Annotated in this window: 20 protein-coding genes; 11 read left to right on the top strand and 9 right to left on the bottom strand. The window is 72.6% G+C overall.

Going from position 1 to position 21,911, the window contains the following annotated elements:
• The first annotated feature begins 13 nt into the window (after window positions 1-13).
• Window positions 14-928: an N-acetylglucosamine kinase gene (locus tag YWW_RS31470; RefSeq protein ID WP_035696947.1), complete on the top strand. Its 915-nt coding sequence runs from the start codon at window positions 14-16 to the stop codon at window positions 926-928.
• Between the two features lie 219 nt (window positions 929-1,147).
• Here the strand turns inward: YWW_RS31470 and YWW_RS0118745 are convergent, their stop codons facing one another.
• Window positions 1,148-1,606: a GNAT family N-acetyltransferase gene (locus tag YWW_RS0118745; protein WP_026931315.1), complete on the bottom strand. Its 459-nt coding sequence runs from the start codon at window positions 1,604-1,606 to the stop codon at window positions 1,148-1,150.
• Window positions 1,607-1,911: 305 nt separating this feature from the next.
• On the opposite strand from YWW_RS0118745, the gene YWW_RS0118740 reads away from it, so the two are divergent.
• The 3 genes from YWW_RS0118740 to YWW_RS34290 are packed head-to-tail and all read left to right on the top strand — an operon-like array spanning window position 1,912 to window position 2,731.
• Complete coding sequence (locus YWW_RS0118740) at window positions 1,912-2,163, top strand: hypothetical protein (RefSeq protein WP_026931314.1); 252 nt, start codon at window positions 1,912-1,914, stop codon at window positions 2,161-2,163.
• Window positions 2,160-2,438 (top strand): hypothetical protein, encoded by a 279-nt coding sequence (locus tag YWW_RS34295; protein WP_051326018.1) that lies wholly within the window; start codon window positions 2,160-2,162, stop codon window positions 2,436-2,438. The genes YWW_RS0118740 and YWW_RS34295 overlap by 4 nt, the downstream gene beginning before the upstream one ends.
• The gene (locus YWW_RS34290) at window positions 2,435-2,731 is read left to right on the top strand and encodes a hypothetical protein (protein ID WP_026931313.1); all 297 of its coding nucleotides are present in this window, start codon (window positions 2,435-2,437) and stop codon (window positions 2,729-2,731) included. The genes YWW_RS34295 and YWW_RS34290 overlap by 4 nt, the downstream gene beginning before the upstream one ends.
• Before the next feature lie 25 nt (window positions 2,732-2,756).
• On the opposite strand, the gene YWW_RS0118725 is transcribed toward YWW_RS34290, so the two are convergent.
• A complete protein-coding gene (locus YWW_RS0118725) occupies window positions 2,757-3,614 on the bottom strand; it encodes an NmrA family NAD(P)-binding protein (RefSeq protein WP_026931312.1) in 858 nt (285 codons plus the stop codon).
• Window positions 3,615-3,698: 84 nt separating this feature from the next.
• On the opposite strand from YWW_RS0118725, the gene YWW_RS0118720 reads away from it, so the two are divergent.
• Entirely contained in the window at window positions 3,699-4,418 is a 720-nt protein-coding gene (locus tag YWW_RS0118720) for a TetR/AcrR family transcriptional regulator (RefSeq protein WP_026931311.1), read from the top strand.
• Window positions 4,419-4,426: 8 nt separating this feature from the next.
• Here YWW_RS0118720 and YWW_RS0118715 read toward each other — a convergent pair whose 3' ends face one another.
• Genes YWW_RS0118715 through YWW_RS0118700 form a run of 4 tightly spaced genes read right to left on the bottom strand, consistent with a single transcriptional unit; the run spans window position 4,427 to window position 8,334 of the window.
• Window positions 4,427-5,878 (bottom strand): sensor histidine kinase, encoded by a 1,452-nt coding sequence (locus YWW_RS0118715; protein WP_211228617.1) that lies wholly within the window; start codon window positions 5,876-5,878, stop codon window positions 4,427-4,429.
• On the bottom strand, window positions 5,875-6,576 hold the full coding sequence (locus YWW_RS0118710) for a response regulator transcription factor (RefSeq protein ID WP_026931309.1): 702 nt from the start codon (window positions 6,574-6,576) through the stop codon (window positions 5,875-5,877). Before YWW_RS0118710 ends, YWW_RS0118715 begins: the two co-directional genes overlap by 4 nt.
• 43 nt (window positions 6,577-6,619) lie before the next feature.
• Window positions 6,620-7,423 (bottom strand): ABC transporter permease, encoded by an 804-nt coding sequence (locus tag YWW_RS0118705; RefSeq protein ID WP_026931308.1) that lies wholly within the window; start codon window positions 7,421-7,423, stop codon window positions 6,620-6,622.
• Window positions 7,420-8,334, bottom strand: a complete 915-nt coding sequence (locus YWW_RS0118700; protein WP_035704705.1) for an ATP-binding cassette domain-containing protein — start codon at window positions 8,332-8,334, stop codon at window positions 7,420-7,422. Before YWW_RS0118700 ends, YWW_RS0118705 begins: the two co-directional genes overlap by 4 nt.
• Window positions 8,335-8,547: 213 nt before the next feature.
• Here YWW_RS0118700 and YWW_RS0118695 point away from each other — a divergent pair, with 213 nt between their 5' ends.
• Together YWW_RS0118695 and YWW_RS0118690 are read left to right on the top strand one after the other, a co-directional pair.
• Window positions 8,548-9,183, top strand: a complete 636-nt coding sequence (locus YWW_RS0118695; RefSeq protein ID WP_026931306.1) for a TetR/AcrR family transcriptional regulator — start codon at window positions 8,548-8,550, stop codon at window positions 9,181-9,183.
• Between the two features lie 23 nt (window positions 9,184-9,206).
• Window positions 9,207-11,621 carry an MMPL family transporter gene (locus YWW_RS0118690; protein ID WP_026931305.1) on the top strand — a complete coding sequence of 805 codons (2,415 nt, stop codon included), beginning with the start codon at window positions 9,207-9,209 and terminating at the stop codon, window positions 11,619-11,621.
• A 231-nt stretch (window positions 11,622-11,852) separates the two neighbouring features.
• Here YWW_RS0118690 and YWW_RS0118685 read toward each other — a convergent pair whose 3' ends face one another.
• The 3 genes from YWW_RS0118685 to YWW_RS0118675 form a co-directional block, all read right to left on the bottom strand.
• Window positions 11,853-14,447, bottom strand: coding sequence for a tetratricopeptide repeat protein (locus YWW_RS0118685; RefSeq protein WP_162145975.1), 2,595 nt, complete (start codon window positions 14,445-14,447; stop codon window positions 11,853-11,855).
• Window positions 14,448-14,464: 17 nt separating this feature from the next.
• Entirely contained in the window at window positions 14,465-14,806 is a 342-nt protein-coding gene (locus tag YWW_RS36505; protein WP_026931303.1) for an effector-associated constant component EACC1, read from the bottom strand.
• A gap of 199 nt (window positions 14,807-15,005) precedes the next feature.
• A complete protein-coding gene (locus YWW_RS0118675; RefSeq protein ID WP_026931302.1) occupies window positions 15,006-15,758 on the bottom strand; it encodes a FadR/GntR family transcriptional regulator in 753 nt (250 codons plus the stop codon).
• A 156-nt stretch (window positions 15,759-15,914) separates the two neighbouring features.
• Here YWW_RS0118675 and YWW_RS0118670 point away from each other — a divergent pair, with 156 nt between their 5' ends.
• From YWW_RS0118670 to YWW_RS36960, 4 genes are read left to right on the top strand one after another with little or no spacing between them, the layout of a single operon-like run.
• Complete coding sequence (locus tag YWW_RS0118670) at window positions 15,915-17,087, top strand: mandelate racemase/muconate lactonizing enzyme family protein (RefSeq protein ID WP_026931301.1); 1,173 nt, start codon at window positions 15,915-15,917, stop codon at window positions 17,085-17,087.
• On the top strand, window positions 17,084-18,094 hold the full coding sequence (locus YWW_RS0118665; RefSeq protein ID WP_026931300.1) for a hydroxyacid dehydrogenase: 1,011 nt from the start codon (window positions 17,084-17,086) through the stop codon (window positions 18,092-18,094). The genes YWW_RS0118670 and YWW_RS0118665 overlap by 4 nt, the downstream gene beginning before the upstream one ends.
• Entirely contained in the window at window positions 18,087-19,082 is a 996-nt protein-coding gene (locus YWW_RS0118660) for an aldo/keto reductase (RefSeq protein ID WP_026931299.1), read from the top strand. The genes YWW_RS0118665 and YWW_RS0118660 overlap by 8 nt, the downstream gene beginning before the upstream one ends.
• A complete protein-coding gene (locus YWW_RS36960) occupies window positions 19,079-21,910 on the top strand; it encodes an ABC transporter substrate-binding protein (RefSeq protein ID WP_211228616.1) in 2,832 nt (943 codons plus the stop codon). The genes YWW_RS0118660 and YWW_RS36960 overlap by 4 nt, the downstream gene beginning before the upstream one ends.
• Window position 21,911: the final 1 nt, after the last annotated feature.

Raw genomic sequence — 21,911 nt, 5'->3', positions numbered from 1 at the left:
CGTGGAGGAGCGTATGGAGCCACTGGTGCTCGGCCTGGACGTCGGCGGCACCGCCTCGAGAGCCGTCGTCACCGACCTGCGCGGCCGAGTGGTGGGCCGAGGCAGAGCGGGAGGCGGCAACCCGATCACGGTGGGCCCGGAGAAGGCCGCCGAGCACGTCGCCGAGGCGGTGCGAGCGGCCCTCGCCGAGCTCGACCCCGCCCGCGTCGGCGCCGCCGTCATGGGCATCGCCGGGACCAGCGATTTCGGCCACGCCGCGACCGGCTCGGCCTTCCAGAACGCTTGGGACGCGATCGGATTGCGGTGCGAGGTGAGGCCCGTCGGCGACGTGGTGGTGGCCTTCGCGGCGGGCACCGACGAACCGAGCGGCACCGTCCTCATAGCCGGGACCGGAGCGGCCGCCGCGCGGATCGACGGCGAGCGGGAGGTCCGAGTGCGCGACGGCCTCGGCTGGCTCCTCGGCGACCGCGGATCGGGCTTCTGGATCGGCCGAGAGGCCGCCGCCGGGACCGCCGAGGCGCTCCAGAGCGAGGCGCCGACCCCACTGACGACCGCGATCGTCAAGGCCGTCACCGGCACCGACGCGGCGACGGCGGACGAATTCGCGGGGGAGGTCTACAGGAGACCTGCTCTGCGCCTGGCCGAGCTGGCGCCGCTGGTCGACCGATGCGCGCAGGGCGGTGACCGCTTGGCCGTCACCATCCTCGACCGCGCCTCGGACCACCTCGCCCGGAGCGCCCTGGCCGTCCATGCGCCCGGCCAGAGGGACCCGATCGTCCTGTCCGGCAGCGTCCTGCGCGAATGCGAACTGATCCGACAAGGAGTCCGGTCCCGACTCACCGCAGCCCTGCCACACACTGGAATCAGCCTGGCCGCCCCAGGAGAACTGGGAGCCGCCCGCCTCGCCGCCCGTATCATCGCCGCCTAGCAAGGCTGCTCGTCGTCCGTTGGCCGCGGAGACCTCTCCTCGGCGCATGAGCGCTGTCCCGACAGTTGTCCGTAGGCAGGCGGGTCGGCGGCCGGCGGTCTGGGCGCTCTGCCGGACCGACAGGCCGCTGAACAGCCCGATCGTCGTCTCGTCCGCCGCACTGATCACACCCGCCACGCCGATATGACCCCATGCGCCCCACCGACGTCGAGGGCGCCGTCAATCCAGCGCGATCGCTCCGACGACCTCCCCGGCGAACTCCTGACCGGTCGGCTCGAACCCCATCCTGCGGTAGAAGCCCTCAGGGCCGTTCACGCCGGGCTTCCACATCACGGTGGCCCGCTTCGAGCCGCGCCGCCGCGCCTCGTCGAGCACCGCCTCGACCGCGAAGCGACCGAGGCCGGCGCGTTGATGCTGGGCGCTGACGTTGAGCCGCCAGATGCCGCAACGGAAGAACTCGATCTCGGCATCCGGGTCGAATCCCCCCATCACGAACGCGACCGGTTCGGCACCGACGTACACCAAACGCGGCCACGCGATCTGGAAGGACGCATACGCCTCGGCCAGCGAGACCGCGACAGGAGCCACGAACTCCTCCTGCTCGGGCGTGACCTTAATCTGACAGGCCAAGGCGACGTTGGCGGGCGTGATGATCTCGAGTCGGGGAGCATCGCTCATCCCTTCAACCTAGCGACCGGCTCCCACACTCTCCACCACGCTGCGGGCCACTCCACAGGAACGATTTCAAGGGCTTGGTCGAACCCGTTGCCTGGCAAGGGATCACGCCGTTCCATGTGCGGGCTTCTAGACGGTTCTGCGTCGCTGGCGTGTCGCTGGTTGATCTTGAGGGCTTGGTGTGCAAAGGTTTCAGCACGCGTGTAGCACGTGTCCTTGAGCCCCAACTGAATATCGCAAAACGGCGGGCCGCCCTCTGAGATTGGCGTCCTGAGGCGGCCCGCCCCCTACCAGAGAGGAAACCTCCCGTGGTGCACTCCAGCCTACGCTACGACCCGGTCCCCGCCTCGGTCAAAATCGACCTCGAATTGCACAAGCCGTACCGAACGTGGTTCGGTCTCGGTCGCCTGAGGTGCGAGTGGTGCAACCACAAATGGGGCGCCCACGGCTGCCCCAAGCGCCGCTCGGCGGTCAAGCTGCTCGCCTCCAAGATCAACTCTGATTCGCTTCGCGAGGTGCTCACCCAGCTCATCGGCTTCTCCTGGGGCGGTGCCGCATGAATCCCGAACGCATCGTCCTCGGCCGCTTCACCCTCGAACACCGCCGCATCGAGGTCTACCAGGTGGCAGGCCGCTCCACCACTTCGGTGCGGCTGCGCCGCCTCACCCCGGAACCGGTCGTCGATCTCGGCTACATCGACCGCATCGGCTCCCCCTTCGCCCGGCTGCATCTGTACCGGGCCGAGTGGCCTCCCGCCCTTCGGCGTGTCGCCAAGGAGCAGGCCGCCGGGATCTGGCTCCACGCCGCCCAGCACGAAGCGGAGGTCGACGGTTGACCCTCCACTTCGTCGACTCGCTCCCGGTACTGGGCTACCGCGGGGTCGACGGCCGCACCTTGGCCTTCGCCTGGGCCTGGCGGCGGCCCCTCTTGCGCGTGACCTTCATCGAGAGCGAGCCGCGCCTGCTCGGCCGGGTCGTCGCCCTCGAGGACTCGCCGCGCCTGGTCGCCGCGCCCGACAACCTCGACTGGCTGCGCCAGGACGACCCGTCGCGCTCGCTCGCCGTGCTCGACCTCGCGGTCGAGCTGTGGCGCGGAAATGAGCGGCTCGCGCGCGAATGCGAGGGCTGAGCCGCGACGGCCGCTCCGCCACGCCCTAGCGCAGCATCGCTTCGAGCACGGACCGCGCGGAGGTCGCCGGGCGGCCGAGGACGGTTTCGAGGGCCGGGTCGGTGACCGCGAACTCGCCGCGCCGCGCGGCGCGGAACATGCCGAGGGCGAACTCGGCCGCCGGGGCCGGGAGGCCGCCCGCGACCGCCGTCGCCTTCCATTCCTCGTCGTCCACGACGATCCGCTTGAGCGTGCGGCCGGTGATCTCGCCGACGATGCGCGCGACGTCGACGAGGTCGAGCGCCTCGGGCGCGGCGAGCGCCGGGGTGATCCCGTCGAAGGCGCCGGGTCGCGTCATGGCGATGGCGTCCGCCTCGGCGAGATCGCCGTGCGCGGTCCACGAGACCGGGCCGTCCTCGGGGAGCCGGAACTCCCCGGTCTCCAGGGCCGTCGGCACGTAGATCTCGAAGGTGCTCGCGTAGAACCCGTGGCGCAGCGCGGTGAAGCGGCCTGCCCGCTCGGCCAGATACGCCTCGGCCGCCGCGTGCTGGTGCTGGGCCGCGAAGAGCGAGTCGGCGGACGAGGCCTGGTGGCTGGTGTAGAGCACGCGCGAGGCTCCGGCCCTGGCGGCGGCGTCGATCGCGGCGCGGGTCGCGGCGACCGCGCCGTCCCCGCGGATCGAGGGCGAGACGACGAGCACCTGCTCGGCGCCCTCGAATGCGTGGTCGAGCGACGCGGGGTCGGTGAAGTCGCCCGCCCGGACGCGGACGCCGCGTTCGGCGAGCGCCGCGGCGCCCGCGACGTCGCGCACGCTCACGCCGACCCGGTCGGCGGGGACGCGTTCGAGCAGCTTGTCGACGATGAGGGATCCGAGGCGGCCGGTGCCGCCGGTGATGATGAGCATGGTTCTCCTTCGTGAATCGTTGATTCACTCAAGAAGATATCATTGATTCGGATCGTTGGTCCACCTACCTGATATCGTTGATCCATGCCTGATTCGCCCGTTCCCGCCGACCGCGCCGACGCGCGCTCGCGGATCGTCGACGCCGCCTCTCGCCTGCTGCGCGACGGCGGCTCGCGCGCCGTGACCACGCGCGCGGTCGCCCAGGCCGCCGGAGTGCCCGCGCCGACGATCTTCCGGCTCTTCGGCGACAAGGACGGGCTCTTGGACGCCGTCGCCGAGCACGTCATGGCCGCCTACACCGCCGCCAAGTCGGAGCGGGCGGCGAGCGAGGACGGCGACCCCGTCGAGGACCTCCGCGCCGCCTGGCGCGCGCACATCGACTTCGGGCTCGCCAACCCGGACCTGTACGCGCTGCTCGCCGCGCCGGGGCGCCTCCAGCGCTCGCCCGCCACGGCCGCGGGCGCCGAGGTGCTCGAGGCCCGCGTCGCGCGCGTGGCGGCCGCCGGGCTGCTGCGGGTCTCGGAGCCCCGCGCGGTCGGCATGATCCACGCCGCGGGCAGCGGCGTCGTGCTCGCGCTCCTCGGCCGCCCCGAAGGAGAGCGCGACTCCGGGCTCGCGGACGCGATGCTCGAGAGCGTCCTCGGCGGCATCCTCGCCGCGGGCCCGGCGGCGCCCGCCTCCGGCCCGGCCGCGCTCGCCGTCGCGTTGCTGGCGTCCGTCCCGGACCTGCCCGCGCTCAGCGACGCCGAGCGGACGCTGCTGACCGAGTGGCTCACCCGCGCCGTCGCCGAACTCCAAGGCTGAGCGGCGTCTCAGTCCCGGTCCAACGGCAATGCCAGCCTGAAGCGGGCGCCTTCGCCCACGGCCGTCGTCAGTTCGACGTCGCCGCCGTGGGCCCTGGCGAGGGAGCGGGCGATGGACAGCCCGAGCCCGGCGTTCGCCCCGCCCTGGCGGTTGCGGGAGCGGTCGGCCCGGTAGAAGCGGTCGAAGACGCGGCTCGCCTGCTCGGCCGTCATCCCCGGGCCCTCGTCCGCCACCTCCAGCACGGATCGCCCGCCCGAGGTGCCGACGCCGATGCGCACCGGCGTGCCGGCGGGGGTGTGCGCGACGGCGTTCCCGACCAGGTTGGTGACGACCTGCCGCAGCCTGGCCTCGTCGGCGAGGACCGGCGCGGGGCCGGGCGCGCCGGTCCCGTCCGGCCCGGTCAGCTCGACCGGCCGGGACGGATCGAGCGAGCGCACGTCGTGCCGGGCCTCGCCCGCGAGCGTGCGCAGGTCCATCGGCATCCGCTCCAGCTGCGCCTCGGGCGCCTCGTCGAGCTGCGCCAGCAGCAGCAGGTCCTCGGTGAGGGCCGCCAGCCGGGTGGCCTCGCCGTCGATGCGCCGCATCGCCTCGTCCACATCGGATCGATCGGGCATCGCGCCCATGCGGTAGAGCTCGGTCGAGCCCTTGATGCCGACCAGCGGCGTGCGCAGTTCGTGGCTGACGTCCCAGACCAGGTCGCGCATCCTCGCCTCCGACGCCGCCTGCTCCGCGAAGGCCCGCTCGAGCTGCCCGAGCATGGTGTTGAGCGAGTCCGCCAGATGCCCGATCTCCGTAGTGGACGGCGCCAGCAGCGGCACTCGTCTGGTGAGGTCGCCTCCGGCGATCGCCGCGGCCGTGTGCTCGATCCGGCGCAGCGGCCGCAGGCCCCGCCCGAGGGCGAACCAGCCGATCGCGGTCAGCGCGACGAGCAGCACGGCGCCGCTGACGACGCTGGTGGTCCGCAGCGCGGTGACGGCGGCGTCGGCCTCGTCGAGCGGCGCGGCGGCGATCACCGTCCCGTCCCAGTTCGCGGCCGAGAGGGCGACGACCCGCCAGCGTTCCGCGCCGTCCACGGTGACCGCCTCCCCGTCGACGGGGACCGCCCGCAGCCGCTCCAGCGGAGGCAGCGAGGCTCCATCCACTCGCGACGATTGCAGTTCGCTGATCGGCTCGCCGTCCGCGTCGAGGTAGACCAGGTACGGGGCGCCGACCAGGTCGAGCGCCGGATCCAGCAGCTCGGGCCGTTCGGCGGCCTGTCCGGGCTCGACGGGCCCGGTGGCCGACACCTGCGAGACGATCGCGGTGAACGACCGCAGCCGCTCGTCGATCCGGTCGAGCTGGTACCGCTCCAGGCGGTCGGACACGACCGCGCCGATGAGGGACAGGCCCGCCAGCAGCAGCACCGACGTCAGCGCCAGCAGTCTGGCGCGCAGCGAGAACCGGTGCAGCGGCGACCTCACGGCCGCGGCTCCCGCATCACATAGCCCGTGCCGTGGACGGTGTGGATGAGCTTGGGCTCGGTGTCGTCGACCTTGCGGCGCAGATAGGAGATGTACGTGTCGACGATGCCGGAGTCGCCGCCGAAGTCGTAGCGCCACACCCGCTCGAGGATCTCGGCCTTGGACACCACGCGCCCGGCGTTCTCCATCAGGTAGTGCAGGAGCCGGAACTCGGTGGGGGAGAGGCGGACCGGCTCCCCGCCCCGCGTCACCTGGCGCCCTTCGGCGTCGAGCGCGAGCGCGCCCACCGTCAGCACCTCCGGGCGGTGGCCCGCGGTGCGGCGCAGGATCGCCCGGATGCGGGCGATCAGCTCCTCGAGGTCGAACGGCTTGGTCACGTAGTCGTCGGCGCCGAGCGAGAGCCCGGTGACCTTGTCGGCCTGGCGGCCCCGCGCGGTGAGGAACAGGACCGGCACCGGCCCGGTGCGGCCCGCCGGGCGCCGCTCGCGGAGCCGCCGGACCACCTCGAAGCCGTCCGTGTCCGGCAGCATCACGTCGAGCAGCACCAGGTCCGGCGGCTCGGCCTCGGCCAGGGCGACCGCCTCGGCGGCGTTCGCCGCCGAGGACACCCGGAACCCGGCGAACCGCGGCGTCGCCGACAGCAGCTCGCGCACGGTCGCCTCGTCGTCGACCACCAGCAGATGATCCGTCTCCGTCATCTCCACGACGCCCAGCATACGGAAGCGCGGCGGCCGCGGCCCCTCACACGTCGCGCCGTCGGAAGAGGACGAACGCGGCCGCCAGCACGGCGGCGACGCCGAGGCACATCCCGCCCAGGTTGAGCCAGGGGTGCGGGAAGTCGGGGTCGGGGACCGTCGCCATGACCGCGGCCCCGCCCGCGGTCGGCCAGAAGTCGAGCAGGTCCTCCAGCCACGAGGGGAACAGGCCCGAGAAGCCCGGGATCAGGAAGATGACGCCCACCAGTGTGGCCAGGGCCCCGGCCGTGGCCCGCAGGAGGGCGCCGAGACCGACCGCGAGCAGTGCGATGGCCGCCAGGTAGACCCCGCCGCCGGCCACGGCCGGGAGCACCCCCGGGTCGCCGAGGCTCGCGTTCGGCACGTCCTGGGAGGCCAGGAGCGCCTGGCCGAGGAGGAAGGAAGTGAACATCAGCACCTCGCCCGTGACCACGGCGACGCCGGTGATCAGGATCGCCTTGGCCGCCAGCAGCCGGTGCCTGCGGGGCGTGGCGGCCAGCGAGGTCTGCATCAGGCCGGTCGCGTACTCGGAGGTGACGGTCAGGATGCCCAGCGACCCGATGATCAACTGGGCGACGATGTACGTCCGCAGGCTGAGGGCGGTCGGGTCCCAGTCCAGCCGCTCGGCGGCCGTGAGGCTCTCGTACTCGGCCGCGACCGCCGAGCCCATGGCGAGCGAGGTGATCCCCATGCCGACGGCGAAGAGGCCGGCCAGGGTGTACCAGGTGGAGCGCAGGCTGCGGAGCTTGATCCACTCCGCGCGGAGGGTGCGGTGGAAGGCCACCGCGGGCGCGTCGGCGATCGCGGTCATGCCCCGGCCCCCTGGAATTCGACGCTGTCCCGGGTCAGCTCCATGAAGGCGTCCTCCAATGAGGCCTGCTGCGGGGTGAGCTCCGAGAGCGCGATGCCGTGGTAGGCGGCGAGCCTGCCGATCTCGTCGCCGTCCATGCCGGAGACGACGAGCGCGGCTTCGAGGCCGTCGCGCACGGCGGCCCCGGCTGCGGTCAGCAGGAGCGAGAACCGCTCGGATTCGGCGGTGCGGACGAGCACGGTCCCCTGTCCGCTGGAGCGCATGAACTCGCCCATGCCGGTGTCGGCGATGAGCCTGCCCCTGCCGATGACCACGAGGTGGTCGGCGGTCAGCGCCATCTCGCTCATGAGGTGGCTGGAGACCAGCACCGAGCGGCCCTCGCGGGCGAGCGAGCGCATGAAGTCCCTGACCCACCGGATGCCCTCGGGGTCGAGCCCGTTCACCGGCTCGTCGAAGATGAGCGCCCGCGGCTCGCCGAGCAGTGCGGCCGCGATGCCGAGCCGCTGGCGCATGCCGAGGGAGAAGCCTCCGGCCCGCCTGTCGGCCACGCCTTCGAGACCGGTCCGGGCGAGCACCTCGTCGACCCGCCTCCGGGGGAGGCCGTTGCTCACGGCGAGCGCCAGCAGGTGGTCGCGCGCCTTCCTGGCGCCGTGGACGGCGCCGGCGTCGAGCAGCGCGCCGACCTCCGTCAGCGGCACCGGCAGCTCGCCGTAGCGCCTGCCGCCGATGGCGACGGTGCCGCGCGTGGGGGCGGCCAGGCCCAGGATCATCTTCATGGTGGTGGACTTCCCGGCGCCGTTGGGGCCGAGGAATCCGGTCACCTGGCCGGGTTCGACGGTGAACGACAGGTCGTCCACCACGGTGTCGGGGCCGTACCGCTTGGTCAGCCCTCGTATCGCTATCACGGTCATGGCCGCGATCCTGGCGGCCCGGGCTGGCCGGGTCCTGGGGACTTCTGGGAGAACGCTGTGAGCGCCGCTCCCGCGGCGTGCGCCCCGAGGGCCCGCGAGCTCCGCCGCGGCGCCGATTCACAGGAAATCCTGAGAAGGACGCGCGGCCGCTGTGCGAGCTGCCACAGCCCATTTCTTTGCACTGAGTGCATCGTTGCATTTAGTGTAGGCGCCGTGGACGCGACATCCGACTCCGCCGACCGCCGTGCGGCGCTGAAGGCCAAGAGCCGCCAGGCGATCCTGGAGGCCGCCGCGGCGCTCATGCACGAGCACCGCAGCGCCGACTTCTCCGTCGACGAGCTGGCCGCCGTGGCCGACGTCTCGCGCCGCACGGTCTTCAACCACTTCGCCTCCCTGGAGGACGTGGCGACCGAGGTGGCCGGGCAGATGCTCGTCGAGGTCGTCGGCCGGATGGAGGCCGCGAACGCCTCGCGCGAGGCCGGCACCATCCTGGAGGACCTGGCGGCCACCGCCTCGGGCGACCAGCTGGTGCCGCCGGTGGCCTACCTCATCGAAGTCCTCGACGCCGAGGACCCGAGGCAGTCGACCCGCGAGGCCGTGCTGATGCAGCGCGCCTTCGCCCTGTTCACCGACCGGATGTCCACCGTCATCGCGCAGCGCCATCCCGACAGCGACGTGCTCACGGTGGAGCTGCTGGTCGCGGCCTTCGGCGGCGGCCTGCTCGGCCTCGTCGACCGGTGGATCACCGCCACCGGCGGAGCCGACACGCCCGCCTCGCGGCGGGTCTGGGACGAGCTCATCGCGAGCCTGGCCTCCGTCCTCCGCGAACCGGACTCCCACGCTTCCTGAACCGCCGACACAGAAAGGCCGACATGGCTGAGTTCCTCTTCCGGGTCGGGCGCTGGAGCGCCCGCCGCGCCTGGACCGTCATCGCCGCTTGGGCCGTGCTGCTCGCGGCCGCGGCCGCGGCGTTCACCCTGTTCGGCGGGACGCTGTCCAACGCGTTCTCGATCCCGGGCACCGCCACCGAGGAGGTGACCGAGCACCTCCAGGAGGAGCTGCCCCAGGCCTCGGGCGGCAGCGGCAGCATCGTGCTGAGCACCGAGGACGGCGAGCCCTTCACCGAGGAGCAGCGAGCCGAGATCAGCGCCCTGGCCGCCGAAGCGGGCGAGGCCGACGGCGTCGCGGCCGTCGTCGACCCCTTCGCCGCCGAGGCCGAGCGCGCCGAGCGGGCGCAGGCGATCGAGGCGGGCGCGGCCGAGATCGAGGCCGCCCGCGAGGAGCTCGAGGCGGCCCAGGCCCAGATCGACGCCGCCCGCGAGCAGGGCGGATCGTCCTCCGAGCTCGACGCCCAGGAGGCCGAGGTCCAGGCGGGCCTGGCCGAGGCCGAGGCGCAGGCCGCCGCCCTCGAACAGGGCGCGGCCATGCTCGAACTCGCCGAGGGCATCACCACCGTCTCCGAGGACGGCAGCGCCGCGATCGTCAACGTCGCGTTCACCGAGCCGCAGATGGAGGTCACCCCCGAGACCAAGGCGGGCGTGACCGACGTCTTCGACGAGGCGCCGCTCGAGGGCGTCGCGGTCGACTACTCCTCCGAGATGAGCGACCCGCTCCCGAGCCTGTTCGGCGTCAGCGAGGTCGTGGGCCTGATCGTCGCCGGCGTCGTCCTGATCGTCATGCTCGGCACCCTGATCGGCGCGGGCCTGCCGCTGCTGACCGCGCTCGTCGGCGTCGGCGTCGGCGCGCTGGCGACGATGTCGCTGTCCAGCGTCGTGGACATGGCGTCGGTGACGCCGATCCTCGGCCTCATGCTCGGCCTGGCCGTCGGCATCGACTACTCGCTGTTCATCCTCAACCGGCACCGCCGCCAGCTCAAGGAGGGCTACGACCTCGACGAGTCGATCGCCCTCGCCAACGGCACCTCCGGCAACGCGGTCGTGTTCGCCGGGACGACCGTCCTGATCGCACTGGTGGCGCTGAACGTCACCGGTATCCCGTTCCTCGGCCTGATGGGCTCGGTCGGCGCGTTCTGCGTCGCGGTCGCGGTGCTGGTGGCCGTGACGTTCATGCCCGCGCTGCTCTCGCTGGTGGGCATGAAGGTCCTCGGCCGCAAGGAGCGGGCGGCACGCGAAGCGAACGGCGGCGGCGGCGACGAGAAGCCCCTGAAGGCCATGTCGACTCCCCGCGCCGCTCTCCGGGCGCTCGTCGCGGTCGGCGCGCTCGTCCTGGTCGCGCTGCCCGCCATGGACATGCGGCTCAACCTGCCCGACGGCTCCTCGGAGCCGCACGACACGACGCAGTACCAGGCGTACGCCACGATCGCCGAGCGCTTCGGCGAGGGCGCCAACGGCCCGCTGCTGGTGGTCGCCGACCTCCCCGGCTCGCCCGGCGAGGCCGAGGCGCAGGCCGCCCAGGCCGCCGTCGCCCAGGCGATCGCGGCCGAGGACGACGTGGAGGCGGTCGCGCCCGTCGGCCTCTCCGAGGACCGCACCGTCGCCGCGTTCCAGGTCGTCCCCGCCGAGGGGCCGACGAGCGAGTCGACCGAGGAGCTCGTGCACACCCTGCGCGGCCTCGACGTCGAGGGCGTCGAGGACATCGGCGTCGCGGGCAGCGCCAGCGGCAACATCGACATCTCCGAGAAGCTCGCCGACGCCCTCCCGGTCTACCTCGCGGTCGTCGTCGGCCTGTCGCTGCTCATCCTCATCCTGGTGTTCCGCTCGATCCTCGTGCCGGTCATCGCCACGCTCGGGTTCATCCTCAGCTACTTCGCCGCGCTCGGCGGCGTCGTGGCGATCTACCAGTGGGGCTGGCTCGCGGACGTCTTCGGCGTCGACACGCCCGGGCCGATCCTGAACTTCCTGCCGACCATCGTCGTCGGCGTCCTGTTCGGACTCGCGATGGACTACATGCTGTTCCTCGGCTCGGGCATGCGCGAGGCCTACGCCCACGGCGTCCCGGCCCGCCCGGCCGTGGTCCACGGCCTGCGCGCCGGCCGGGCCGTGGTGACCGCGGCGGCGATCATCATGATCTCCGTCTTCGGCGGCTTCGTCTTCTCGCACTCGGCGATGATCCGGCCGATCGGCTTCGCCCTCGCCTTCGGCGTCCTGGTCGACGCCTTCCTGGTGCGGATGCTCATCATCCCGGCCCTGATGCACCTGTTCGGGGACAAGGTCTGGTGGCTGCCGAAGTGGCTCGACCGGATCCTGCCGGACGTGGACGTCGAGGGCGCCGCCCTGGAGCGCCGCCACCCGCACCGCGACGCCGACAAGGTCGAGGTCTCGGTCTGACCGGGCCGTTCACGCGTCAGGTCCGCGCGGCGGCCCCACCGGCCGAGTCCTCCACGGTCACCGACGCTCCCGGCCTCGCCGCGGACGATTGAGGGTCCGGGTCCCCATCCGCGCGAGAGCCCTCAGGGGCGGCGGTCGCCTCGCCGGGGCGGTGGCGCGCCCCAAGGGCGGGAGCGACTCCGCGTCCACTGCGACCCCCAAGGATCCGCGGGCCGTTCCGCGTTCGCCTCCTCAGGCGCTGATGCCCCACCAGAGGACGGTCGAGCCCGCGTCCATCTGCGCGAGCACCTCCTCGCAGTTGGCGGCCCAGTCGGTCCAGCCGACTTTGGCGTAGAGCCGCCTCGCCGAGCGGAACGCGTGCTTGGCGCCCTCGCGGTTGCCGATCGCCTTGAGCGTTTGGCCCATGCCCCATTGGGCGCTGGCCTCGCCGATGCGGTCGCCGACCCGCCGGGCCGTCCTCATCGCGGAGTCGAACTGCTCGGCCGCCGTATCCCACTCGCCCTGGCCGCCGAAGACGACGCCGAGACCCCACAGCGCGTGCCCCTGGCCGGGGAGGTCGCCGATCGACTCCGCCAGATCGAGCGCGCGGTCGAAGTAGCCCCTCGCTTTATCGTGCTGGGCCCGCAGTCGCGCGACGCCCCCGAGCCCGTCGAGCGCCCGGACCTGGCTCCGGACGTCGTCTATGGACACGGCGATCGCGATCGCGCGGTGGAAGAACCGCTCTGAGCGGGCGTCTTCGCCCTGGAGCCGCGCCATGTCGCCGAGCCCCAGCGAGGCGGCGATGGCGCTTTCGTCGCCGGGAACGGACTTGAGTTCGTTGAGGAGTCCGGCCGCCGGCTCGAACCTGCCGCGCAGGCGGAGCCAGCGCGTGTAGGCGGCGGCCATGCGCAGTCCGCGTTCGTGCCGTCGGCGCAGCGCCAGGCGGCCGCTGACGAGCAGCTCGTCACTGGCGCGCGAGAGCCAGTGCTCCGCCTCGTGCGGCTCGGCGAACCCGATCCGCCGATCGGGCTCGGCGGGCGCTGACGGGCGCTCGCTTCCCCACAGCTGCGACACCGCGGCGTCGACCCGTCTCGCCGTCCAGTCCCACAGCCGGTCCCCGGCGTGCTCGGCCGTGTCGGGGCCGAGGGCCGCGGCGACCGCCGGGGCGAAGGCCCGGTCCTCGTCATGGAGGCGGTACCGGTAGCCCGGCAGCGGCTTGAGGATGCGACGCACCGACAGGGAGTGGCAGTGGTCCCAGGTGTCGTCGCCGTCCGCGCCGGTCATGGCCGCGATCGAGTCGGGGTCGAAGCTCGGCCCGGGGTGGAGGCCGCAGGCGAGCGCGGTCCGGCGCAGTGCGTCCGGCTCGAGGTTCGCCACGGTGCTGCGGAAGATCTCCTTCATCACCCCGCTTCCGGAGCGGCGCATCCGTTCGAGCAGGATCCGCGGCGGCTGGTACTCCAGTTGCCCGCCGAGGGCGTGGAGGACCGCGGGCACGCCGCACGCCTCGGCCGCGAGGGCGACGAGTTCGCTCTCGCTGCACCGGTCGCCGACGTGGTGGCGCAGGAGCGCGACGGCGTCGGTCCGGCCGAGCGGGCCCAGTTCGATCGTGGTCGCGGACGGCAGGCCCCTGAGCGGATCGCGACTGGTGGCGAGGACCGCGCACCGCGAGTCGGCGGGCGGCATCGCGGCCTCGATCTGGCGGGCGTCGGCGACGTTGTCGAGCACGAGGAGCACCCGGTGCTCGGCGAGCCAGTTGGTCCAGCGGCTCCGGCTCGACGCCAGGCAGTTCGGCGGTGTCTGCCCGGACTGGATCAGCAGCTCCCTGAGCATGACCAAGGAGTCCACTTCGGTCCGTGCGAGCTCCGAGGCGCGCAGGTCGAGATGGAGGCGCCACGCGAAGGCCGTGCCCAGCTCGGCGGCGACCGCATGGGCCAGCAGGGACTTCCCGTAGCCGCCCTTGCCGGTGATCACGCCGATGAACGGCCCGGCGTCCTCAGCGGCGCTCCTGGCGCCCTCCAGCAGGCGTTCGACCTGCTCTCTGTGTCCGAACAGCGGGTTCGCGAGGGGCGGGATCGTCGACTTCCCCGGAACGACCGCCGCGGGCGCGGCCGCCCGCCGGTTGCCGAACAGCGGCTGGGCGCCCGCGCCGTCGGCGCACACGAGCCGAGGCGTCTGGACATCGCCGATCTCGGCGCGGATCGCGTCGCAGATCTCGTCGGGGGTGAGGAAGCCGCCCTTGCCCTCGATGCCGCTTCGGAGCACGTCGATGAGGGCGGAGGCGAACAGCGGATACGGCTCCCCGTCCACGACCCGCGCCGTCTCCGCCTTGTCGCAGGCGGTCAGGATCGTGGAGAGATCGCTGCGGTCGTCGTCGACCCAGGTGCCGGCACCGGCGAGCGTCCCATGCTCCAGTGCGGCACCGCTGTGGCAGGTCTCCATGACCAGCACGCGGTGTTTCGCGCGTGGGCTCCGGCCGCGCGCGAGATGGCCGCGCAGCCACTCGAAGGGCATCCAGTCGAGGAAGTCGTCGTGCTCGACCTGCTTGTGCGCGAGCGTGAGCCGGGTGGGGTGCTCCCGTCTGCTCCAGTGGCCGTGCCCGGCGAAGTAGACGAACAGCAGCGAGGTCGTGCGCTCGGCGGCGTCGGTGAGCGTGCGGTGGATGCGGTCTCTAGTCGCCTCGGCCCCGGTGATGACATGGCAGTTGCCGTCCGGGACGCCGAGGATCCGGGGGTCCTTGAGCAGGCGCGCCAGCTCCTCGACACCGTTTGCCAAGGCGTCGTAGGAGTGCAGGGCCGGGTCGTCGTATTCGGACACCCCGATCAGCACGACCTGTGATCCCTCAGGCACAGGGACCGCCGACGGGGTCACCTCAGGTCGTCTTCCTCGGGCGGCTCGATGAGCTTCCAGATGCGTTCGACGGTGTCCGCGTCGGCGTTCTCGATGACGATCGACTTGCCTTCGCCGAGTTCGATGCGGACCTTGGGGCCGGACGGGGTCTTCCATTGCAGGACGGCGACCACCAGACTCCCGACCGCGGCGAGCGAGTTGACGACGGCGAGGACCGCGTCGAAGGGGCCCAGCGTTCCATCGCGGTTCGATACGGCCTTGATCTCGACACCCGGATGGATCCGGGCGGACCGCAGCTCCTCGAAGAGATCTGCAGTGTCACCAGGTTGTCCGTCGACTTCAATTCTGATCTCAGGCAAGGGGCGCACCTCGTTCGGAAACCGAGTCTGGCTCTACATCATGGCAGACCCTGGGCCGCAGAGCCATAGAGGTTCGCCTAACTCCGGAGGGGCGGAACGCCCTCGCGGGCCGGGCGGCGGAAACGCCGCGGGCGGGCGGCCTCCGCCGCCTGATCGCGTCACAGGGAGCGCCGCGCCGGCCTCGCGGCTCGAGGGGCGCTCAGGCCACGGGCGGCGCTTCGCTGGGGCGGCGTCTCGCCCACGAGGAGGTGATGTGCTCGCGCATCTCGTGGGCGGCGCGGTCGGCGTCGCCGAGGAGCAGGGCCGCGAGGATCGCCGTGTGGCCCTCGTGGGTCACCTCGATGTCCTCGGGGGTCGGGTGCCCGCTGTACTGGGGCGTGTGGAGCGCCTTGCCCTGGATGTTCGCCACGATCGCCCGGCCGAAGGCGTCCTGCGAGGCGCGGTGGATCAGCTCGTGGAACTCCACGTCGGCCCGCGAGTACGCCACGGGATCGCCCATGAACTCGCCGAGCTCCTTGAGCTTCGCCGTGAGCGCCGAGCGCTGGGCGTCGTCGAGGCGGCTCGCCGCCCGAGCGGCCATGGCGCACTCCAGGTTCGCCCTGACCTCGATGAGGTTGTCGAGATAGAACAGCCGGTCCTCGCGCTGGAAGAGCGCGTCGAGGACCAAGGGGTCCAACAGGTTCCACTGGTCTTGGTCGAGCACCACCGTGCCCCAGCCCTGCCGGGGCGCGACGAGGCCCTTCTCGGCCAGGGTCGTCGTGGCCTCGCGGATGACGGTCCGGCTCACCTGGTACTCCTCGCACAGCTCTCCGGCGGTCGGCAGGGCCGAGCCGGGGGCGTGCTCTCCGACGACGATCGCCCGCACCAGGCTCTGGACGACCGCCGCGGCGAGCGGAGGCCGGTGACGTTGGGGGCGGGGCACCTCACCGCCGGGCGCGTGTGTCGGGTTCATGTCGTCGAGGACTCCATTGGTGTACTGGCAGACGGGACTCCGCCGCTCGGCCAAGTGTAGCCGAGTGATGTGTTATCTTCAGTCGTATCATAAGTTATAAGTGACATGCTGGCGGAAGCCTGCGAGCATGCTATCGCGACGCTGATCTGGAGCACGATGCGAATCACCGGGTATCGGAGCCTGACCACGGTCCACCGATGGGGGCGCCCAGTGGGCGACGTCAACGGCGTCATCGCCGACGGCGTCACGGAGGTCCCGATCGTGCTGCTCGAGACCGACGGCGGCCTGACCGGCGTCGGCCTCGGCTCGAACGCCGACGTCGACCGCGTCTTCCCGGCCCTGGAGGGCCGCGACCCGCGCGCCGTGACCGCCCTGTACGACCGCATGCTCGCCTTCGTGTTCAAGACCGGGCACAACGGCGCGGCCTTCGGCACCATCGGCGCCCTCGACATGGCCCTGTGGGACCTCAAGGCGAAGATGGCCGGCGAACCGCTGTGGCGCACCCTCGGCGCGGCCGACCGCTTCGTCCCCGGCTACGCCTCGGGCCTGGAGTACGCGCTCGACGACGACGCGCTCGTCGGCCTCTACGAGCGCTGGGCCGAACGCGGCTTCACCGGCGCGAAGGTCAAGGGCGGCCTCGACGTCGACCGGGACGCCAAGCGCCTGGTCGCCGTGCGCGACGTCCTGCGCGTCAACGCCGAGCGGCCTGCGGTGATGTACGACGTCAACGAGGCGTGGGGCCGCCACCAGGCCGTCCGGCTCGCCCGCCGCGTCGAGGAGCAGGTCGACCTCACCTGGATCGAGGAGCCGGTGCGGCGCTGGGACGTCGAAGGGCACCGGGCCGTCGCCGCGGGCGTCCGCTCGGCGGTCGCCAGCGGCGAGAACCTCACCGGCCTCGAGCAGTACCGGCACCTGCTCGCCGCCGACGCCCTCGGCGTCGTCCAGGCCGGAAGCGTCTGGGGCATCACCCACTTCCTGCGCGTGTCGGTCCTCGCGCTCGGCCGCGACCTGCCCGTCAGCCCGGTCGCGTACAACGCCAACCCGCTGGCGCACGCGGCCGCCGCCGTCCCCAACCACCTCGCCACCGAGCTCCAGGACCTCGCGCTGCCGGTCGGCCTCAGCGCCGACCAGGAGATCGCCGACGGCGGCATCCGGCTCGGCGACGCGCCCGGCCTCGGCATCGAGGTCGACGAGGCGCACATCGCCGCGCAGCGCGGCGCGGGCACCTGGGGGGACGCCGCGGGCCCGCACGTGCGCCCGCCCGACGCGGGCCTGCGGCTCGCGTCGCGGCACCGCCGCGCCGGAGCCGAGGAGGGCGGCAGCGCATGAGCGCCGCCGAGACCCGCAGGCCCCGGGCGGCCCTGTCCTTCCGGCCGGCGGACCTGATCGGACAGGTCTTCACCCCGCAGGCGCTCGACCGGATCTCGGCGCTGCTGGACGTCGACACCGAGCGGGTCGTCACCGACACCGGCTCCGAGCGGGACCGCGCGCTCCTCGCCGAGGCCGAAGTGCTGCTGGCGGGCTGGGGAGCACCCCGCATTCCGCCCCCGCTCGTCCCCCGGCTGCGCGCCGTCGTCTACGCGGGCGGCGTCGCCGCCACCTGCCTGGCCGACCCGGCCGAGCACGCCGCGCGCGGCGTGCGGGCCTCGAACGCGCGCGCCGTCAACGCCGCCCCGGTCGCCGAGTACACGCTCGCCCAGATCCTGTTGGCCAACAAGCGGGCCCGTCCGCTCGAACGCGAGTACCGCGAGCACCGCCGCATGCCCGAGCGCCCGAGCGACGCGGGCAACTACCGCCGCACCGTCGGCATCGTCGGCGCCTCGCAGGTCGGGCGCCGCCTCATCGAGCTCCTGCGCCCCTTCGCACTCGACGTCGTCGTCTACAGCCCCGAGCTGGGGCCCGAGGACGCCGCGGCGCTCGGCGTGCGCACAGCGGGCCTCGACGAGGTCGCGGCGCAGAGCGACGTGCTCTCACTGCACCAGCCGCTGCTGCCGGAGACCGTCGGCCAGATCGACGCGCGCGTCCTGGCGCTCATGCCCGACGGGGCGACGCTGATCAACACCGCGCGCGGCGCCGTCGTCGACGAGGCCGCGCTCGTCGCCGAACTGCGCACCGGCCGCATCGAAGCGGTCCTCGACGTCACCGAGCCCGAACCGCCCTCCCCGGACAGTGAACTGTGGACCCTGCCGAACGTCGTGCTCACCCCGCACATAGCCGGCTCGATCGGCCGCGAGCTGCACCGCATCGGCGACTCGGTCGCCGCCGAAGTCGAGCGCTTCGCGGCCGGGCTCCCCTTCGCCTGCCCCGAAGACCTGGGAGGGCCCGGGCATGCGTGAACTGCGAACCGGCACCAGGCTGACCGAGCTCGGTTTCGGCGCCGCGCAGCTGGGCAACCTCTACCGCGAGACCACCGAAGCGGAGGCCAGCGGCGCCGTCGACGCCGCCTGGGACGCAGGCGTCAGGTACTTCGACACCGCCCCGCACTACGGGCTCGGCCTCTCCGAGCGGCGCCTCGGCGCGGTCCTGGCCGGGCGGCCCCGGGACGAGTACGTCCTGTCGACCAAGGTCGGGCGCCTGCTCGTGCCGACGCCCGAGCGCGCGCACCTGCGAGACGACGGCGGCTTCGCCGTCCCCGCCGCCTTCCGCCGGGAATGGGACTTCTCCAGGGACGGCATCCTCCGGTCCCTGGAGGGCAGCCTCGAACGGCTCGGCACCGACCGGATCGACATCGTCTACCTGCACGACCCCGACGAGCACTGGGACGAGGCGTCCACCGGCGGCGTCCAGGCCCTCGTGGAACTGCGCGAGCAGGGCGTCGTCTCGGCGATCGGCGTGGGCATGAACCAGTCGGCGATGCCCGCCCGCTTCGTCCGCGAGACCGACATCGACGTCGTCATGTGCGCGGGCCGGTTCACCCTCGTCGACCGGGGCGCCCTCGCCGACCTCCTGCCCGCCGCGCTCGACCGCGGGGTCGCGGTGGTCGCCGCGGCCGTCTACAACTCCGGGCTCCTCGCCGAGCCGCGCCCCGCCGCGGACGCCCGCTTCGACTACCGGCGGGTGCCTTCGGAGCTCGCCGCCCTGGTCCACCGGATCGCCGACGCCGCCGAGCCGTACGGCGTCACCGTCCCCGAACTCGCCGCGCAGTTCGCGCTGCGGCACGGCGCGGTGGCCTCGGTCGTCGCCGGCATGCGCACCGCCGACCACGTCACGGCCAACGCCGAACGCATCGCACGCGAAGTGCCGCAAGCGCTCTGGGACGAACTCGACCGCCTCGGCCTCGTCCCGGCACTCGACGAGGCGCACACGGGAAGGAGCACGACATGAGCACGCACGAGGCCCCCGCACCGGACACGGCCGCGCTCGCCCGGTGGATGCGCACCTGGATCGGCGCCCAAGGCCAGATCCGGGGCTTCCACAACCACAGCGTGTGGGGCACCAACCCCGCCACGTTCATCGACTTCACCAGCGGGCACCAGGCGTTCTCGGCCCCGGCGACCGCGGCGTTCGCCCAGGCCCTCGCCAGGCGGCCCGACGACCGGGCCCGCGAGATGTGGCGCCGCATGATGCTGTTCCAGGCGCGCACGGTCCAAGGCGACGGCCAGTTCCGCCACATCGGCTTCCAGGTCGGCGAGTCGGCCACCTCCGGGCTCATCCACAACATGGCCGGGTGCATCGGCCTCCTGGAGGGCCTGCGCCACGCCGGGCACCTCCTGGAGCCCGGCGAGGCCGAGGAGGTCCTGCGGGCCGTCCGCGCGAACCTCGAGGCGTGCCGCGTCTACGGCGGCGGGCGCCCGAGCGAGGACGGGACCGTGAACCAGGAGTACGCCCGCGTCTGGGCGAAGTTCAGGTACACCGAGCTGTCGGGGGACGACCGCTACGCCCACGAGCTGGAGGACGACCTCGACGCCCTCGTCCGGCTCAGCCGCGCCCCCGGCGTCCCCGACGCGGCGAGCTGCGGGGCCTACCGGCAGCCCGCCGACCGCGCCGAGGGCGGCATCCTCGAACCGGCCGAGTACTACGGGCTGATGATCGTGCCGCTCGTGATCGGCTCGCGGCGCTTCGCCCGCCCGGACCTGCTCGACGAGGCGGTCCGCCTGAGCCTCCACGTCGCGCGCTCGGCCTGGACGGACGAGCGGGGCCGCACCCGCTTCCACCGCTACTGGTACGTGCGCGGCGAGACGGCCCTGAAGACCACCGAGCCGATGCTCATCGCGGGCATGGGCCTGAGCCTCTACGGCATCGACGAGGTCCTCTCCGAGACCGAGCACCCCGAGCTCGCGGCCTTCGTCGAGGACTGCCTGGCCACCTACGCCGCGTACCAGACCCCCGCCGGGTACTTCGCCTCCGCCACCGGCTGGCACAACGAGGCGGACGTCGCCCCGAGCACCGCCTGGCACGCCCACGACCTGCTGTTCCTCGTGCGGCACTACGACACCGCCGAGTCCTTCTGGGCCGAGTCGTTCTGGGACGTGGTGTTCGCCGAGCCGGAGCGGCGGTCCGTCCTGCTCTCCGACCGCGCCTACTGGGTCGAGGACGGCGTCCACTGGTGCATCCTCAGCCCGCTGACGGCCGGAGACCTCAGCATCTACGGCCGCAAGGACCGCGACGACTTCGCGCGGTCCTTCTTCGCCTGGACGGACAAGGAGCCGCTGCCCGCCGAGCTCGCATTCGACGAGGCGCCGGTCTTCTTCGTCGCCGACGAGGGGATCTGGCGCCTCGACGACTCGGCGCGCGCGACCGACGTCTCGGTCCTCGGCGCGATCCCCTACCGGGGGCACGTGCGCGAGGCTGACCGCACACTTGACCATGACTTAGCACATGTAGTATGTATTACAAGTAGTCGTCCTCCGGGTGGAGGCGACTCGGACCAAGGTTGGGAGACAACGATGTCAACTCCGCTCCGGCGCCGCACCCGCGGCGCCGTCATCCTCGGCTTCGCCCCGGTCCTCGCGCTCACGGCCTGCGGCTCCGGCGGCGGCTCCGACAGCGACTCGGTGCGCATGCTCGTGAACATCACCGACAACCTCACGCAGGAGAAGTGGGAAGCGCTCGTCAAGCCCTTCGAGGACGAGACCGGGATCGACGTCGAGATCGAGGGCCCCACCGGCCAGTCGGTCGCCGAGTCCTTCCCCTCGCTCCTGGCCGCCGGGACGGCCCCCGACGTCATCCAGTCGATCTTCCCCTCAGAGGACACCGCCCCCGAGATCCTCGACCTCACCGAGTACGAGTGGGCCTCCGGGACGCCGATGGCGGACCTGTACGCCACCGACGGCGAGATCAATGTCGTCGGCGTCGGCATGCAGCCCCAGTCGCTGCTGTACTACAACGCCGACCTGTTCGAGCAGGCCGGCGTCACCGAGCCGCCCCAGACCTGGGACGAACTCGACGCCGCCCTCGCCGCCCTCGACGGCGCCGGCGTGGCCACCCCCATCGCCTTCGCCTCCGAATGGGCCACCGGCGTGCAGGCCCAGCAGATCTGGCACCCCCAGCAGAACGTCGCCGCCCCCGGCTGGCAGCAGAGCGTCGCCGACGGCTCCTCGAGCCTCGGCGAGCAATTCGAGCCGCTGTTCGAGCACCTCTCCGAGTGGATCGACGCCGGCTACACGACCGCCGACGACGTGGCGACCGACTCGGGCACCCAGGAGGCGAACTTCATCGCCGGCGAGGTCGGGATCTACCCGATGGGCTCCTGGTTCACCACGACGCTGGCCGCCTCGCCGCCGGACTTCGAAGTGGGCGTCTTCTCGGCGCCCGTCGACGCCGCCGCCGACGCCCCCGGCCCCATGGGCGCCACCATGGCCTACCCGTACATGGTGTGGAACGGCACCGAGAAGGTCGACGACGCCACCGCGCTCGTCGAGTACCTCGTGACCGACGCGGAGGCGATCGCCACGCAGGCCGAGATGGACCACTTCACCCGCGAGGGCCTGGACACCAGCGGCAACGAGTACGCCTCGGCCGTCCAGGAGGTCGCCGACCAGGCGCCGTCGTTCGTCGTGCCGGGCAACCAGACCGTCGGCGACTACGCGCTGCCGGTGGCCGGGTTCAACCCCAAGTTCACCGAGCTCGTCCAGAGCCTGTGGCAGGGCGCCGACCCCGCCGACGTCGCCGCCGACCTCACCGCCTGGTACGAGGCGGAGAGTGCCGGCTGAC

The sequence above is a fragment of the Glycomyces tenuis DSM 44171 genome (assembly GCF_000427885.1).
GTDB lineage: Bacteria > Actinomycetota > Actinomycetes > Mycobacteriales > Micromonosporaceae > Glycomyces > Glycomyces tenuis.
Note: the sequence above shows the minus strand (reverse complement) of the source record. Positions and strands in the feature narration are given on the sequence as shown.